12 protein-coding genes are annotated in these 14,785 nt (G+C 59.6%); 5 read left to right on the forward strand and 7 right to left on the reverse strand.

Annotated features, from left to right (window positions below; all coding sequences use genetic code 11):
• Nucleotides 1–8 precede the first annotated feature (8 nt).
• From QUE41_RS03620 to rlmM, 3 genes are read left to right on the forward strand one after another with little or no spacing between them, the layout of a single operon-like run.
• Nucleotides 9–629: an alpha/beta family hydrolase gene (locus tag QUE41_RS03620; RefSeq protein ID WP_286341576.1), complete on the forward strand. Its 621-nt coding sequence runs from the start codon at nucleotides 9–11 to the stop codon at nucleotides 627–629.
• Nucleotides 626–1,009 (forward strand): DUF423 domain-containing protein, encoded by a 384-nt coding sequence (locus QUE41_RS03625; protein ID WP_353506865.1) that lies wholly within the window; start codon nucleotides 626–628, stop codon nucleotides 1,007–1,009. The genes QUE41_RS03620 and QUE41_RS03625 overlap by 4 nt, the downstream gene beginning before the upstream one ends.
• On the forward strand, nucleotides 1,006–2,070 hold the full coding sequence (gene rlmM, locus QUE41_RS03630) for a 23S rRNA (cytidine(2498)-2'-O)-methyltransferase RlmM (protein ID WP_286341577.1): 1,065 nt from the start codon (nucleotides 1,006–1,008) through the stop codon (nucleotides 2,068–2,070). Before QUE41_RS03625 ends, rlmM begins: the two co-directional genes overlap by 4 nt.
• A gap of 73 nt (nucleotides 2,071–2,143) precedes the next feature.
• Here rlmM and QUE41_RS03635 read toward each other — a convergent pair whose 3' ends face one another.
• Nucleotides 2,144–3,151, reverse strand: coding sequence for an isocitrate dehydrogenase (locus QUE41_RS03635; RefSeq protein WP_286341578.1), 1,008 nt, complete (start codon nucleotides 3,149–3,151; stop codon nucleotides 2,144–2,146).
• A 162-nt stretch (nucleotides 3,152–3,313) separates the two neighbouring features.
• Between QUE41_RS03635 and QUE41_RS03640 the strand changes: the two genes are divergently transcribed.
• The gene (locus QUE41_RS03640; RefSeq protein WP_286341579.1) at nucleotides 3,314–6,061 is read left to right on the forward strand and encodes a S9 family peptidase; all 2,748 of its coding nucleotides are present in this window, start codon (nucleotides 3,314–3,316) and stop codon (nucleotides 6,059–6,061) included.
• Between the two features lie 66 nt (nucleotides 6,062–6,127).
• On the opposite strand, the gene QUE41_RS03645 is transcribed toward QUE41_RS03640, so the two are convergent.
• The 5 genes from QUE41_RS03645 to QUE41_RS03665 all read right to left on the reverse strand — a co-directional run bounded on the left by QUE41_RS03645 (nucleotide 6,128) and on the right by QUE41_RS03665 (nucleotide 11,273).
• A complete protein-coding gene (locus QUE41_RS03645; protein ID WP_286341580.1) occupies nucleotides 6,128–6,565 on the reverse strand; it encodes a DUF3192 domain-containing protein in 438 nt (145 codons plus the stop codon).
• Between the two features lie 88 nt (nucleotides 6,566–6,653).
• A complete protein-coding gene (locus tag QUE41_RS03650) occupies nucleotides 6,654–7,346 on the reverse strand; it encodes an SDR family oxidoreductase (RefSeq protein ID WP_286341581.1) in 693 nt (230 codons plus the stop codon).
• A 10-nt stretch (nucleotides 7,347–7,356) separates the two neighbouring features.
• Nucleotides 7,357–8,127: a flap endonuclease Xni gene (gene xni / locus QUE41_RS03655; protein WP_286341582.1), complete on the reverse strand. Its 771-nt coding sequence runs from the start codon at nucleotides 8,125–8,127 to the stop codon at nucleotides 7,357–7,359.
• The gene (gene ppnN / locus QUE41_RS03660; protein WP_286341583.1) at nucleotides 8,102–9,475 is read right to left on the reverse strand and encodes a nucleotide 5'-monophosphate nucleosidase PpnN; all 1,374 of its coding nucleotides are present in this window, start codon (nucleotides 9,473–9,475) and stop codon (nucleotides 8,102–8,104) included. The genes xni and ppnN overlap by 26 nt, the downstream gene beginning before the upstream one ends.
• Before the next feature lie 241 nt (nucleotides 9,476–9,716).
• Nucleotides 9,717–11,273, reverse strand: coding sequence for a GGDEF domain-containing protein (locus QUE41_RS03665; RefSeq protein ID WP_286341584.1), 1,557 nt, complete (start codon nucleotides 11,271–11,273; stop codon nucleotides 9,717–9,719).
• Nucleotides 11,274–11,754: 481 nt separating this feature from the next.
• Here QUE41_RS03665 and QUE41_RS03670 point away from each other — a divergent pair, with 481 nt between their 5' ends.
• Entirely contained in the window at nucleotides 11,755–13,533 is a 1,779-nt protein-coding gene (locus tag QUE41_RS03670) for a M61 family metallopeptidase (protein WP_286341585.1), read from the forward strand.
• Between the two features lie 89 nt (nucleotides 13,534–13,622).
• On the opposite strand, the gene rdgC is transcribed toward QUE41_RS03670, so the two are convergent.
• Complete coding sequence (gene rdgC, locus QUE41_RS03675) at nucleotides 13,623–14,537, reverse strand: recombination-associated protein RdgC (protein ID WP_286341586.1); 915 nt, start codon at nucleotides 14,535–14,537, stop codon at nucleotides 13,623–13,625.
• Nucleotides 14,538–14,785: the final 248 nt, after the last annotated feature.

Consider the following 14,785-nt stretch of genomic DNA (forward strand, 5'->3'; position numbering starts at 1 on the left):
GAGCAGTGATGGTCAGAATCGATGGCAACCGGGACGCTCGCCACTGGCTGTTGCTGGCTCATGGCAGCGGCGCCGGTATGGACCACCCCTTTATGGACACCATGGCCAGAGCCATTGCCGGAGAGGATCTCTGTGTGGTGCGCTACGAATTTCCCTATATGCAGACCATTCGGGCTACCAACAAGCGCCGCCCCCCTGATAGAATGCCGCGCCTGCTGGACGCCCTGGGTGATCTGATCGGGGAGTACCGCCGTGATGATCGCGTGCTGGTGCTGGGGGGCAAGTCTCTCGGAGGCCGGGTCAGTGCCACCTGGGCGCTGGACAATCCGGTCGCCGGTGTCATCGCCCTGGGGTACCCCTTCCACCCCGTGGGCAAGCCGGACAAGTGGCGACTGGAACCCCTGACCGAGGGCCGGGTGCCGACCCTGGTGCTCCAGGGGGAACGGGACAGTTTTGGTAATCGGGGTGAGCTTGAAGGTGTCGCCCTGCCGGACCATGTGCGTCTGCAATACGTCACCGATGGTGACCACAGTTTGAAACCCAGGAAGGCCAGTGGCGTGACCGAGGAGCAGAATCTCCAGGCTGCGGCCACCGCCTGCCGGGCCTTTATTTTAGGATTAGAACCATGATGAAACGTGCCTTTATGGCCCTGGCGACCTTTGGCGGGGCCATGGCCACCGCCCTGGGCGCCTACGGTGCCCACGGCCTCACCAAGGTGGCACCGCCTCACCTGGTGGAGAGCTTCAATACCGCGGTGATGTACCAGTTCTTCCACTGCCTGCTGCTGATGGCGGTGGCCCTGTGGATGCGCAGCAACAGCTCCAGGCTGCTGATCTGGGCCGGCACCCTGGTGGTGCTGGGGATGCTGGGCTTCTCTGGAAGCATCTACTCCATGGTGCTGGTCGGCACCAAGGGGATTGGGATGATCACCCCCATGGGTGGTGTCCTGTTGATCATTGGTTGGTTGCTGCTGTTTGCTGCCGTATGGCGTTGGGAGAGAGTGTCATGAATACCCTGTTGTTGCATTGCCGTCCCGGTTTCGAGAAGGAGTGTGCCGCAGAGATCCAGGACAGCGCTGCTACCCTGGAGGTGTACGGTTTTCCCCGCCTTGAGAAGGACTCAGGCTTTGTGCTGTTCGAGTGCTACCAAAATGGTGACGCCGACAAGCTGATGCATGAGCTGGACTTCCATCGGCTCATTTTCGCCCGCAGCTGGTTCTGTGTGGTGGGACAGCTCACCGACATGCCCCTGGGTGACCGCGTCGGGGCGGTGCTGGCCCATGCCAAGGCCCTGCCCAAGGCGGGTAAGCTGTGGGTGGAGTCTGCCGATGGCGATGCCTACCGTCAGGTGCTGCCGTTTTGTAAGAAGCTGAGCGTGCCTCTGCGTCAGGGGCTGCGCAAGCAGGGGATCCTGACCGCCCAGGAGCGTGAGAAGATGCCCCGCATCCACCTGTTCCTCACTGACAACCAGAACGGTTACGTGGGTTACAGCCGTTCGGACAACGGTTCCCCCTTCTTTATGGGGATCCCCAGACTCAAGTTCCCCAGCGATGCCCCGAGCCGCTCCACCCTGAAGCTGGACGAGGCTTTCCTGGTGTTCCTCAACGAAGAGGAGACCGAGGAGCGTCTGCACGGCGGCCTGTATGCGGTGGATCTGGGCGCCTGCCCGGGTGGCTGGACCTATCAGCTGGTGCGTCGCGGCATGTTTGTCTCCTCGGTGGATAACGGTGCCATGGCTGAGAGCCTGATGGAGACCGGCCAGGTGACCCACTTCCCCGAAGATGGCTTCAAGTTCGTCCCGGAAGACCCCAGAATTCACTGGATGGTGTGTGATATGGCGGATCAGCCCCATAAGGTGGCGGCGCGGATGGCCACCTGGGTCATCGAGGGCTGGTGTAAGGAGACCATCTTCAACCTGAAGCTGCCGATGAAGCAGCGTTACCAGGCGGTGGCGGAGTGTTTCGCCGAGATGACTGCCATGCTGCGCAAGGCCGGTGTCCGGTATGGTCTGCAGGCCAAGCACCTCTACCACGACAGGGAAGAGATCACCGTTCACCTGTACCGCATCTGAGGGTGAGAGTCAGACAATGAAAAAGGGGCCAGCTGGCCCCTTTTTTATGGCGTGCGCCAGAAGCTGCGCTGAATTACAGACGAGCCAGGATGGCGTCGGTAAACTCAGTGGTGCCGGCTTCGCCGCCCAGGTCGCGGGTGACGTGTTCGCCGGCGGCGATGGTGTCACGAACCGCGTCGCGGATGCGGGCTGCCTTGTCGGCCATGCCCAGGTACTCCAGCATCTGTACCGCACCCAGCAGCAGAGCGGTGGGGTTGGCCAGGTTCTGGCCGGCGATGTCGGGAGCACTGCCGTGAACCGCTTCGAAAATGGCGGCATCTTTACCGATGTTGGCACCTGGAGCCATGCCCAGTCCCCCCACCAGACCGGCGCACAGATCAGACAGGATGTCACCGAAGAGGTTAGTGGTGACAATGACGTCGAACTGGCTGGGATCCATCACCAACTTCATGCAGGTGGCGTCAACGATCATCTCGTCAGACTGGATGTCCGGGTAGCGTTCGCCCACTTCACGGGCCACTTTCAGGAACAGGCCTGAGGTGGACTTCATGATGTTGGCCTTGTGCACCGCGGTCACCTTCTTGCGACCCTCTTTACGAGCGAGCTCGTAGGCGAAGGTGCAGATGCGTTCGGCGCCTTCGCGGGTGATGATGCTCATCGCTTCGGCGGTTTCACCGTCGTTGCTGACCCGCTGACCGGCACCAGAGTACATCCCCTCGGTGTTCTCGCGGATGGTGATGATATCGACGTTGTCGTAGCGTGCCTGAGTACCCTTGAGGGACAGCACAGGACGTACGTTGGCGTAAAGGTTGAACTTTTTACGCAGGGTAACGTTGATGGAGGTGAAGCCTTCGCCGATGGGAGTGGTGAGAGGCCCTTTCAGGGTGACCCGGTTTTTCTCAATCAGATTGAGGGTTTTCTGGGGGAGCAGCTCGCCATGTTTCTCCAGGGCCATCAGGCCCGCATCGGCGAATTCGTAGTTGAAATCACACCCGGCCTTGTCCAGGACCTTCAGGGTGGCTTCGATGATATCTGGACCGATCCCGTCACCGGGAATTACCGTGATATTACGTTTAGACATGGATACATCCTTCCATAGGTCTTAATGATCCTGCCCCTCTATTTTGTGACTCTTATCGGGGGCTTTGTTAGCATAGTCGGGCGCCATCTTACCTTTTTTAACGCTGACGTTACAGCTAGAGAAAGGTCGAAAGCGCGAATAATTACTATTAAGGAGTCACTCTTGAGGATTTGGCATCCCCTTGCCGCCCTGGTCGGGCTGGCCTGCGCCTCCGCCACGGCGGCGCCCCTATCTCTGCAGCAGATCATGAACTTTGAAACCCTTAAAGATCCGGTGATTGCCGACAATGGCCAATGGGTGGCCTATGTGGCTCAGCCGGATCGGGGCGAACCCCGAGGGCTGGTCCGGGGCCTGGACGGCGGCCTGTGGCAGGTGGAGCGTGGCGTCGAGCCGTTGCTCAGTGCCGATGGCGCCTTTGCCCTGTTCGAGCGCAAGGCCCCCCTGTGGAAACGGGAGAACGCGGGCAAGAAGAAAGCCGCCAAGATGGCGGTGGATCGCATCCTGATCAACACCGCTACCGGCGAACAGCGGGTGTTTGAGGCGGTGACCAAGGCGGATTTCTCCGCCGACGGCCGTTTCCTGATGCTGAGCTTCAAGGCTGAGGAAGCTGAGGAGACAGAGGAGAAGGAAGAGGCGTCCGATAAGGAGGCCATCGACGCCGACAAGCTGGGCACCAAGGCTCTGCTGCTGGATCTGAAGAGTGGCACCGAGCTGGCCCTGGATTCGGTGTCCATGTTTGCCCTGGCCCGGGAAGCCAATGTGTTGGTCTATGCCACCAGTCATCAAGATGGGGTGGCCAATGGCGTGACTCTGAGGTACCTGGAGACCGGCCAGGATACCGTATTGTGGCAGCGCCAGGATTGGGGCGCCGCTGAGTTGGCCATCAGTGAGTCCGGCGGTGCGGTGGCCTTCACCAGCGCCTACCTCAAGTCCGAACAGGAGCACCAGCTGGTCCATGAGCTGTGGCTGAGCCAGGGACCCAGGCCCGCCGATGCCCTGCCTTTGCCGCAGGATGGCATGCTGGTGACCGAACACAGCAACCTGCACTTCAGCCGCGACGGTCTGCGTCTGTTTGTCGGTCGGCAGCTGCCTCTGCCCAAGGAGGGGGTGATCCGTGATCTCAAGGCGGACGGCGACCTTCAGGATATGGAGGTGTTGCTCTCCCGGGTGGAGCTCAACGTCTGGCATGGAGATGACCCGCGGATCAAGACCAATGAGATCAAGCAGTATTCCAAGGCCCGTAAGCACAACTACGTCGGGGTGTGGCACCTGGAGGACAAGCGTTTCGTGCAGCTGGCGGATGCCGGGGTGCCGGATGTGGAGGTGGGAGATAACGCCCGCTACCTGCTGGCCAGCAGTGACAAGCCCTACCTGAAGATGATCTCCTGGGCCGGTTTCTATAAGGACTGGTACCTGGTGGATATGGACAGCGGTCAGCGTCGTCTGCTGGTGACCCAGTCCGGCAGCAATGACCAGCCCAGCCTGTCGCCCCTGGACGATGCGGTGGCTTGGTATGTGCGGGGTCAGCTCTTTCATCACAACATTGCCACGAGCAACACCACCGAGGTGGCCGGTGGCCCCAAGGCAGGCTTTGCCAACGAGGACCATGATTACCCCTCACCGGCGCCGGGCTACGGCTTTGGTCCCTGGCTGAGCGACGGCTCAGGTGTGCTGGTGTACGACAAGTTCGATATCTGGCGCCTGGACGGCAGCGGCAAGCTGGCGGCCCTGACCCAGGGACGGGCAGACAAGTGGCAGTACCGGGTGATCGACACCGATGAGCGCAGTGATCTGGTGGACGCTGCCAAGTCTGTGCTGGTGCACGGTTACAATGATTTTGACAAGCGCGAGGGCGTGTACCACCTCAACCTGAGTGCGGCCAGCCTCAAGCCGGCGCAACAGGGGGAGTACAAGCTGAGCTTTGTGGCCAAGGCTGAGGACGCCGATACCCTGCTGTTCAAGAAGCAGCGCTATGACCTCTATCCGGATCTGCTGGCCACCGACAGCCAGGTGAACAGCCTCAAGCCGGTCAGTCGTCTCGGCGACCAGCTCAAGGAGTTGGCGTGGGGACAGGCGCAGCTGGTGCACTGGCGCTCCAACGACGGCAAGCCTCTCTCCGGGGTGGTGATCACGCCTCCAGGCTATAAGGGGGAGAAACCTCTGCCGACTCTGGTTTACTTCTACCGCTTCATGAGTCAGCGTCTGCACAACTTCCCGCAGATGGCCCTGAACCATAGACCCAACTTCGCCCAGTATGTGAATGATGGTTATGCGGTGTTCCTGCCGGACATCCGCTTCGAAGTGGGCCATCCAGGCCAGTCTTCGCTGGCCTCCATGCTGCCGGGAGTGCAGAAGGTGATCGACCTGGGCATCGCCAAGGAGGACGCCATCGGTATTCAGGGGCACTCCTGGGCCGGTTATCAGGACGCCTACCTGATCACCCAGACCGACATCTTTGCGGCGGCGGTGTCCGGAGCACCGGTGAGCAACATGACCAGTGCCTATGGCGGCATCCGACTGGGCAGCGGCCTGACCCGTCAGTTCCAGTATGAGTCCGGCCAGTCCCGTATCGGCAAGACTCTGATGGAGGCGCCCCACCTCTATATCGAAAACAGCCCAATCTTCCACGTGGATCGCATCGATACCCCGCTGGTGATCATGTTCGGCGACGAGGATGACGCCGTGCCTTACCCCCAGGGGATCGAGCTGTACATGGCGATGCGCCGGGCTGCCAAGCCGGTGGTGATGCTGCAGTATGAAGGGGAGCCTCATCATCTGAAGAAGTACCCCAACAAGCTCGATTACAGCGTCAAGATGAAGCAGTTCTTCGACCACTACCTCAAGGGGGCCGAGGCACCCAAGTGGTGGAGTGAGGGCGTGCCCTACCTCAAGAGCAAGGCCGAAGAGTAACCGGTTGGAGTGAACCACCACAAAAAAAGCGCACCCCAGGGTGCGCTTTTTCTTTCTATTAATCGGTCAGTTGGAGGCGCTGACCTGCTGCAGCTTGGGCAGGCCGTTGGTCATGTAGGTATCCACGGCGTGGTCCCCTATGCCCACCAGCTTGCCGGAGACAAACAGCAGCGGCGTGCACTCATCCGGGGTGGTTTCACCGTCGCTCTTCACGTGGTGGGTGCGATAGCGCACCAGTTGCATCTCCACACCGTCGATGATCTGGGCGTCATTGAAGTTGGGGGCGCCCAGGGCCTCCATCACCTGCTTCTTGCCATCCCCGAGAGAGAGGGTGGCAATGGTGTTCTGGTTAAACACCTGACGATCATCCCAGTCCATATCCGCGATGGTCGCGGGGGCAGGGTCATAGAAGGTGATCACCAGGGCGGCAAACAGGGCATAGCCACCGAGGATCAGCCCGATAATCTTGGGGATGTTGCTGGATGTGGGACGACGGGGTTCCATTCTCTCTTCCTAACTGACGTGACTCAATTACTCTAATGCCGGGACCGGAGGATTTCCAGCTTTGGACACACTCTGTTAACAATGAGTCTTACCAGGGCAGTTCGGTGCCGTCGTAGTTGTAGAAGGTGCCGCTGTCCACCAGGTTCAGCTGCTCCACCACATGACGCATGCCGCGTACCGACACCTCGGTGGTGATCAGGGCATTGGGTCCGCCCATGTCGGTCTGAACCCAGCCGGGGTGGAGGATGGCCACGGCCACGCCCCGGTCCTGCAGGTCGATGGCCAGACTCTTGCCGATGGCATTGACCGCAGACTTGGAGGCGCGATAGACGTAGCTGCCGCCGCTGCCGTTGTCGGTGATGGAACCCATCTTGGAGGAGAGCAGGGCCAGCTTGCTGCCCTGACCCAGATTGTCCACCAGGGCCTGGGTCAGCAGCATGGGGGCCGCCACGTTGATGCGCATCACCTGCTCGAAGTGCGCCTGCTGGTAGTCGCCGAAGGGCAATCCCTTGGGGCCGTAGACGCCGGCGTTGAGAATCAGCCTGTCGAGGGTGCGTCCCTTAAGGTAGTCCGCCAGAGAGTCGAACTGCTCCGGCTCTGCCAGCTCCAGGGCCACCAGCTCCAGCTGGTTGGGGTATTGCTCAGACAGCAGCTGAAGATCCTCTGCGTGCTCGGGGTTGCGGCAACAGGCGATGACAGCATCGCCGTGGCTCAGGTACTGGCGGCAAAATTCGAGTCCGATGCCCCGGTTGGCACCGGTGATCAGGGTTAGGTTGGCCATGTGAAAGTCCTTATCCGGATAACGTTCTGGGTATTCTGAACTGGTTGAGGCTGGTATCCAGCTTAAGCCCACATCTGAGCTTTGCCAACTTGTAGCTTAACTGGGCCATGGGGTAGCCGGCGCGCAGCTTCTCGCCGGTCTTGCCGGAGACGGTGCCCTCTTTGAACAGCTCTGTGATGGGGTGCTCGTTGAGAAGCCGGCTGGCGGTTTTGGCACCGATGCCGGGGATCCCTGGGATGCCGTTGCCGCTGTCACCGGCCAGGGACCAGTACTCCAGCATCCGCTGGGGCGGCAGGCTGAATCTCTCCATGCAGTAGTCTGCATCGAGCCAGCATTGATCGAAGTGGTTCCACTGGGTGACGCCCATGGGGTGCAGCTGGAAAAAGCCTTTATCGGTGGAGGCCAGCACCACCTGGCCACCGGCGCTTAAGATCTTGCTGGCCAGGGTGCCGAGGATGTCGTCTGCCTCGGTGCCTTCGACGCTGATGGAGTGAATGTCGATCTTATCCAGTGCCTGCCTGAGGTTGGCCAGGGTCTGGGCCAGCTCTTCGGGCATGGCCGGTCGGTGGGCCTTGTATTCAGGATGGATCCCCTGGCGCCAGGCGTGGCTGTTCTCCCCATCCCACACCATCACCACATGGCTGGCCTGATGGAAGCGGATCATCTTGTGGCAGGCGGCCTGGGTGCGCTCGTAGAGGGCATCCCTGTCTCCCTGGGGCACCGCCGCGTGGATGCGGCGGACCAGGTTGAGGGCATCAATGAGCAGGACTTTGGCGGACATTATGAATCTCGTAGCATGGGGTGTACTCCCCTTCGAGTTTCATTCTACCTTGGCTCACAAAGGCTGCGAGCAGTTTATCCATCTTTTTCATGATGTTGGGATCGCCATAGAGCTGGAACGGCCCCTTGGAGCGAATCTGGGCCATCCCCTCCGGCTTCACGTTGCCGGCGACGATGCCGGAGAAGGCCCGGCGCAGATCCGCGGCCAGCAGGGCCGGGTTTTTCTGGGGAACCAGGTTGAGGTTGGCCATGTTTTCATGGTCCGGGTCGAAGGGCAGCTGAAACTCCGGTTCGATCTTCAGAGACCAGTTGTAGGTGTAGGCGTCGCCCATATGGCGCCTGTGCTGTTTGACCACGGGCATCTGCTGCTTGAGGTGTTTGGCCACCTCCTCCGGGTCGTCGATGATGATCTGGTAGAGCTTCTGCGCCTCCTCCCCTAAGGTGGTGGCGATGAAGCGGTCGATCTCCTCGAAGTAGGCGGCACTCTCCGCTGGACCTGTGAGGATCAGCGGCATGGGCTGATCGTTGTTGTCCCGGTGCAGCAGGATACCGATGAGGTAGAGCAGCTCCTCCATGGTGCCGGCGCCGCCGGGGAAGATGACGATGGCGTGGCCGAGGCGGACAAAGGCCTCCAGACGCTTCTCGATGTCCGGCAGGATCACCAGCTCATTGACGATCTGGTTGGGCGGCTCGGCGGCGATGATGGAGGGTTCGGTCAAACCCACGAAGCGGCCATCTTTGACCCTTTGCTTGGCGTGGGCGATGGCGGCCCCCTTCATGGGACCCTCCATGGCACCGGGGCCGCAGCCGGTGCAGATATTCAGTTCTCGGAGCCCCAGCTCGTAGCCCACCTCCCGGGTGTATTGGAACTCACTGCGGCTGATGCTGTGGCCGCCCCAGCACACCACCATGTCCGGGGCCGCATCGGCGGGCAGGGCTTTGGCGTTGCGCAGGGTCTCAAACACCACATTGGTGATGTGGTAGGAGTTGGTCAGGTTGATGTGGCGGATGCTGTCCAGGCGGTCGCCGATGTAGAGGATGTCCCGCAACACGGCAAACAGGTGCTCCTGGATCCCCCGAATGATCTGGCCGTCCACGAAGGCCTGGGAAGGCGGGTTGGTCAGCTCCAGCTTGATGCCGCGCTCCCGCCGCAGGATACGAATTTTGAAATCGCTGAACATGGCGAACAGCTGGGTGGTGTCGTCGGTCTGGGCTCCGGAGGCCAGGACGGCGAGGGAGCAGTTGCGATAGAGCTGATAGAGATCCGAGGCGGCGCTCTCCTGCAACCGCTCCACTTCCAGCTGTGAAAGCTGTACCAGACTTCCCCTGGGCCTGATCTGTACCTGCATAGGCACCTCCTATTGTTATTAGGGTGCGTTGAGCTTCGCAGTCTGCTTGGCATCAACGCATATCGTCTGCGGTACCAAGGTGCTTGGAGGGTGTTCAAGGTGGCGGTGTCTGCGGGCAGTTTGGGGTTGGCCAAACTCTTGCCACCCAAGGTCACCAAGTCCTGGAGGGGGCCATAAAAAAAGGCCACCCGTCTAACTAGGATAGCCTTTAATTTTCAATACGCTATGGATTTATTATCCCTTAGTCGTCCATCTCCACCTTGTCACGGCCCTGACGCTTTGCCCGGTAGAGGGCGGCATCGGCACGCTCGAAGGTCTCCTGAATGGTCTCATTGGCCCCCACTTTGGCGGCGCCGATGGAGACGGTGATGGAGAGCCGCTCATCGCGGAATTTGAAGGGGATCGCCTTGATGCGTTCACGGATCCGGTTGAGCACCTGCTGGACCTGTTCCCTGTCCATACCGGGCAGCAGAACCACAAACTCCTCACCTCCATAGCGGGCGACAAACTCCTCCTTGCGCAGGGAGTTCTTCAGCGCCATGGAGACCACTTGCAGGGTCTTGTCCCCTGTGGTGTGGCCAAAGTTGTCGTTGATGCTCTTGAAGCGGTCGATATCCGCCACGGTCACCCAGAGTTCGTGACCATAGCGCTTAAACTGGCGGTAGGCGCGCTTGAGTTGCTCATCCAGGGCGGCGCGGTTGGGCAACTGGGTGAGGGCATCCACCTGGTTCAGGCGCTGCTGCTCAATCAGTTTGTCCTTATAACTGGCGGCTTCGGCGGTGAGGCTGTTTATCTCCGCCTGCATCTTCTGCATGCTCTGTTTCATCGCCAGGAACTCGTTCTGCTCCTGGGCATCGCGCTTGGCCAGCTGTTGACGGATGAAGGTCAGTTCATTGACCACCTGGGCTTTCAGGGTTTGCAGATCGCCGGCGTCGGACACCTGATCGCTGAACTGGCCCATGTGGCTGTTCAGCTTCTGGTTGAACGCCTTACTGGATTTATAGCTATTGCTGGTGGCCTGCCAGTTCTCTCCCATGGCCTGGCGGACCACGGAGAGAGAGTCGGTGATGGCGGCGAGGAACTGCTGGGAGGCACTCTTCTCCTTGGCCATCTCGGCCACCAGGATATTCAGGACCTGGCTGTAGGCCTCGAGCAGCTGGTCCACCTGGACATCCCCACTGAGCATCGCCTTGATGGCGTTGATCTCCTCGCCATACTGGCTGGGGAACTCAATCTCAGACAGCAACTGGGCCAGTTCATGGGCCAGCTGGCGGTGTTTCGGGGTGGTGGGGATGCGGTCCTCTTTGGCGAGGCGCTCCTGCAGCAGTTGCTCGTAGTACTTAACCAGCTGTTCCACTCGGGGAATGATCTCCCACACCGTGTGGATCGGCTTCTGGATGTCCTGCTGGTAGTACTTGATCTCTCGTTTGAGCTTTTCCGGAATGCCACTCAGGCTGGAGAGCTGTCGGGCCAGCTGTTGAATCGACTGTTGGTTATGCTCAATCTCGCGCTGGGTGTTCTGGTATTGGGTCTGAAGAGCCCGGCTCAGCTCACCCATCTCAGGGAGGGCGTTGTCGAGATTGTTGGGATCGGAAAGTTGCTGACGGATTTTGGCCAGGCGGTTGTCCAGCTCCAGGTTCTGCCCTTTGCAACACAGGCCCAGGCGCATGGAGAATTGAATCAGTCCCTGAAGCTGTTTGGCGCGTACGTCTTCGAGCTCCTGATGCTCTTTACGTACTTTATCTAGCTTTTTCTGCATATGCTCCAGCTGAGATTTGGCGTCAGTGACCATATTCATTCGCGTTTGCTACCTTCAATCCGCTAAGCCCTATGATTGTTTTAAAAGTGGTTTCGTTTTTGGAGGGGCTCAGTGTGTATCGTAGCGGCTTTGTTTTTAAGTGCAAGAGGCCTTTTGCTAAAGCCTTTTTAAAATTTGGTTATTGCGAATTCGGTGTCGTTGTTGTTGTGCCAAAGTCAGGAAAAATTGCTCAATGAACAACATTCTCGTTACAATTTGCCGGCAGTGACTGTGATTTACAGGCGATTCCAATGTTAAGGAAAGATGACAACTCAGTTTTAGCGAAGGGACGCTAACTGCAAAAATGAGCTTCTATCCTTAGGACAGAGCGTTTCGGGGCCGGGTCCATTGCTGCATAAATATGCAGCTTATTACCGAGTCTGACATAAAGAGTGACAGTTGAGCGCTCCACCTCGGTGCCGGGCCGCTGATATACTCCGGCCCCCACCAGGAAGAGAATCGGTTAAAAAAAGGATTATCAATGCGTTTTGTTCTTGGCACCCTGGCACTGGTTGCCCTCTCGGCCCAGGCGCAGGTCCAGTACAGGGTCGAACTGACCCAGCCTCAGCACCATCTTGCCACCATCACTGCCGAATTTCCCCGGCAGCAGGCGGGTAACTTCGAGTTTCAGTTGCCGGACTGGCGCACCGGCCGCTACCAGTTGCTGCCCCTGGCTGACGGCATACGTCGCCTCGAGGTCACCGACGCCGATGGCCACCCTCTGCCGGTGACCAAGGTGAACCGCAGCCGCTGGACCGTCACCCTGAATGATCCAACCAAAGTGAGCGTTCGCTATCAGATCTACGCCAATGAGCTGGGCGATCGTACCCGGCACATCGATGACAGCCACGCCTATCTGGACGCTTCGGCGGCCTTCGTCTACAACCCGGCGCTGCGCAACGAACCTGTGTCCGTGTCCCTGTCCGTTCCCGGCAGCTGGCGCAGTGTGTCGGGCATGGAATCGCCGCAACCCCATAGTTTCACCGCCGCCAACTACGATGTGCTGGTGGACAGCCCCATCGAGACCGGCGAGCACAGCAGCCAGAGTTTTAGCCAGGATGGCCGCGACTATGAGGTGGTATTCTGGGGCGAAGGCAACTACAACCAGCAGCAGATCATTGAGGATCTGCAGAAGCTGGTGGCCGAAGGGGGCAAGCTGTGGGGAGGCTACCCCTTCGAGCGCTACGTGTTCATGGTGCACGCCACCAGTGGCGCCAGCGGCGCCACCGAACACCTGAACTCCACGGTGATCCAGCGCCCCAGGTACCGTTTTCATAAGCGCAAAGACTACGTGGGCTTCCTCAGTCTGGCCTCCCACGAGTTTATCCATACCTGGAATGTGAAGGCCTACCGGCCTAAGGGGTTGGTGCCCTATGACTACCAGGGGGAAAACTACACCCGGCTGCTGTGGCTGGCGGAGGGCTCCACCAGCTACTTCCAGAAACAGTTGCTGCTCAGTGCAGGCCTAATCAGTCCGCAGGAGTTTCTCGAAGATCTGGCGAAACGCATCGAACGCAGTGAGGCCAAACCGGGGAATCAGGTACAGAGCGTGGCCGACGCCAGCTTCGACAACTGGATCGCCACCGGCGGTGACTACGCCCGCAACCACAGCGTCAACATCTATGCCGAGGGCTACCTGGCCTCTCTCTCCCTGGACCTGGAGATGATTCGCCGCAGCGATGCCAGCCACAACTACCGTGAGTTGCACCGTTACCTGTATGAGCACCATCGTCTGCCTCAGTCTTTTACCGAGCAGGATGTGTTGGCCGGGCTGAAATCGGTGACCGGCAGTGATTTCAGCGACTGGTGGCAGCAGACCATCGACTCTCCGTTTCAGCCTGATTTTGATGCCATGCTGACTCAGCTGGGGCTGGAGCGCGCCCCACAGGAGAAGCCCAAGCGGGTCGACCTTGGGCTGGAGATCAAAGAGGAGAAGGGACTGGCCAAAGTCACCCATGTGAGACGCGAGGGCGCGGCCTGGCAGGGGGGACTCACCACAGGGGATCAACTGGTGGCCATCAACGGCATGCGCCTGCTGCCCAGCCAGTGGCAGGATCGCCTGGCGGAGCTGCCGCTGGACAACAAGGTCACCCTGACCCTGTTCCGCCGGGACAGGCTGATGGAGCTGGAGGTTAAACCCGCTGCCCAGCAGGCGGATAAGCTCAAGCTGCAACCTGTGGCCGACGCCAGCGACGCCCAGAAGCGGGCCTTTGAAGCCTGGGCCGGAGTGGATTGGCCTTTCGACTCGACAGGCGAGTAACAAAAGAAAAGGGCGGGGATATCCCCGCCCTTTCTGTATTCGCTTAACTCAATCTCATCATCTGAATGATCAGTGAGTCGGAGCGGGTCTTAAACCTTCTCCTGCTCCACCCCTCCCAGGGCAGCAAACAGGTCGGGCAGGAAGCCGGTAAGCTCACCGCACATCAGGGCGAAGTCGGCGTCCAGACGAGCGGCCAGCTCCTCCTTGTCGAATTCGCTGTTCTGATCGCGGATCTCCTCGCTGAACTTCAAGCGCTTCACCGATAGGTCCGCACCCAGCACCAGGGAGAGGATATCCCGGTACTCCAGGGCGATCTTGGTGACTTCCAGCCCCTGCTCGATGTGGGCGGTGACCTCATCACTGTTCAATGCCATCTGCTTAACGGCTACGCTGCCGCCATCTTCCAGGGGGCTCTTGAGGGTGGCTTCATCCAGCATGGTGAATCCGTCGCCGACGTGGCCTCGAGTCACCCACTCGGTCATGGATTCCTCGGGCAGGCGGGTCATGCTCACCGGAGCGATGGGCAGAGAGCCGATCGCCTTGCGCACCAGGCTCAGCAGCTCTTCGGCCTTGGTGTGGCTGGTGGCCTCCACCAGCACCAGCTGCAGCGGGGCCAGAATCAGTGCCCGGGTGCGGCTCTTACGGCTGAAGGCGCGGGGCAGCAGGGTATGGATGATCTCATCCTTGATGCTGTCCTTCTCCTTCTTGGTGACCTTGCGGCCCTGCTCATCCTCGATCAGGCTGACTTTCTGCTCCAGCTCTTCGCGGATAACCGCCGCCGGGAGCATCTTCTCTTCCTTCTCTATGGCCAGCAGCAGGTTGCCCTGGGCACTGTGCACCAGGCTGTCACCTACTTTGCCCAGAGGCTTCACAAACCCCAGCTTGCTGATGTCCTGGCTGCCGGCGGGTTTGAACACGAAAGGTTCCAGCTGCTGTTCCAGCTCATCGGCATCCCACTGGGTGGGTTTGGTGAGACGGTAGAGCAGCAAATTCTTAAACCACATGGCGTTGTCCTGACTATGGGATGGGAATGGCCCGCCAGTGTATTGGCATCGCTCCTCTCGGGCAAGGGATGGCAAGAGGCGAAAAGAGAAGAGTTCTGCAGTAATGGGGGTGAACAGGGTTCCCTGCAGGTGCGGAGTAGATACTTTGGTGCAACAAAACTGTCATATAGCACTGTAAATACGCAATAAAACTGTCACACGCGACTCGTACACTGCGTCCATCAAAAAACAAGACAGCCCAATTTGTT

It is taken from the genome of Ferrimonas sp. YFM, from assembly GCF_030296015.1.
Taxonomy (GTDB): Bacteria; Pseudomonadota; Gammaproteobacteria; order Enterobacterales; family Shewanellaceae; genus Ferrimonas.

Excerpts from the sequence above, each read along its gene's own strand:
- rdgC (WP_286341586.1), bottom strand. The coding sequence starts at position 14,537 with ATGTGGTTTAAGAATTTGCTGCTCTACCGTCTCACCAAACCCACCCAG.
- QUE41_RS03665 (WP_286341584.1), bottom strand. The coding sequence starts at position 11,273 with ATGAATATGGTCACTGACGCCAAATCTCAGCTGGAGCATATGCAGAAA.
- QUE41_RS03670 (WP_286341585.1), top strand. The coding sequence starts at position 11,755 with ATGCGTTTTGTTCTTGGCACCCTGGCACTGGTTGCCCTCTCGGCCCAG.
- QUE41_RS03650 (WP_286341581.1), bottom strand. The coding sequence starts at position 7,346 with ATGGCCAACCTAACCCTGATCACCGGTGCCAACCGGGGCATCGGACTC.
- ppnN (WP_286341583.1), bottom strand. The coding sequence starts at position 9,475 with ATGCAGGTACAGATCAGGCCCAGGGGAAGTCTGGTACAGCTTTCACAG.
- QUE41_RS03620 (WP_286341576.1), top strand. The coding sequence starts at position 9 with ATGGTCAGAATCGATGGCAACCGGGACGCTCGCCACTGGCTGTTGCTG.
- QUE41_RS03635 (WP_286341578.1), bottom strand. The coding sequence starts at position 3,151 with ATGTCTAAACGTAATATCACGGTAATTCCCGGTGACGGGATCGGTCCA.
- QUE41_RS03645 (WP_286341580.1), bottom strand. The coding sequence starts at position 6,565 with ATGGAACCCCGTCGTCCCACATCCAGCAACATCCCCAAGATTATCGGG.
- xni (WP_286341582.1), bottom strand. The coding sequence starts at position 8,127 with ATGTCCGCCAAAGTCCTGCTCATTGATGCCCTCAACCTGGTCCGCCGC.
- rlmM (WP_286341577.1), top strand. The coding sequence starts at position 1,006 with ATGAATACCCTGTTGTTGCATTGCCGTCCCGGTTTCGAGAAGGAGTGT.
- QUE41_RS03625 (WP_353506865.1), top strand. The coding sequence starts at position 626 with ATGATGAAACGTGCCTTTATGGCCCTGGCGACCTTTGGCGGGGCCATG.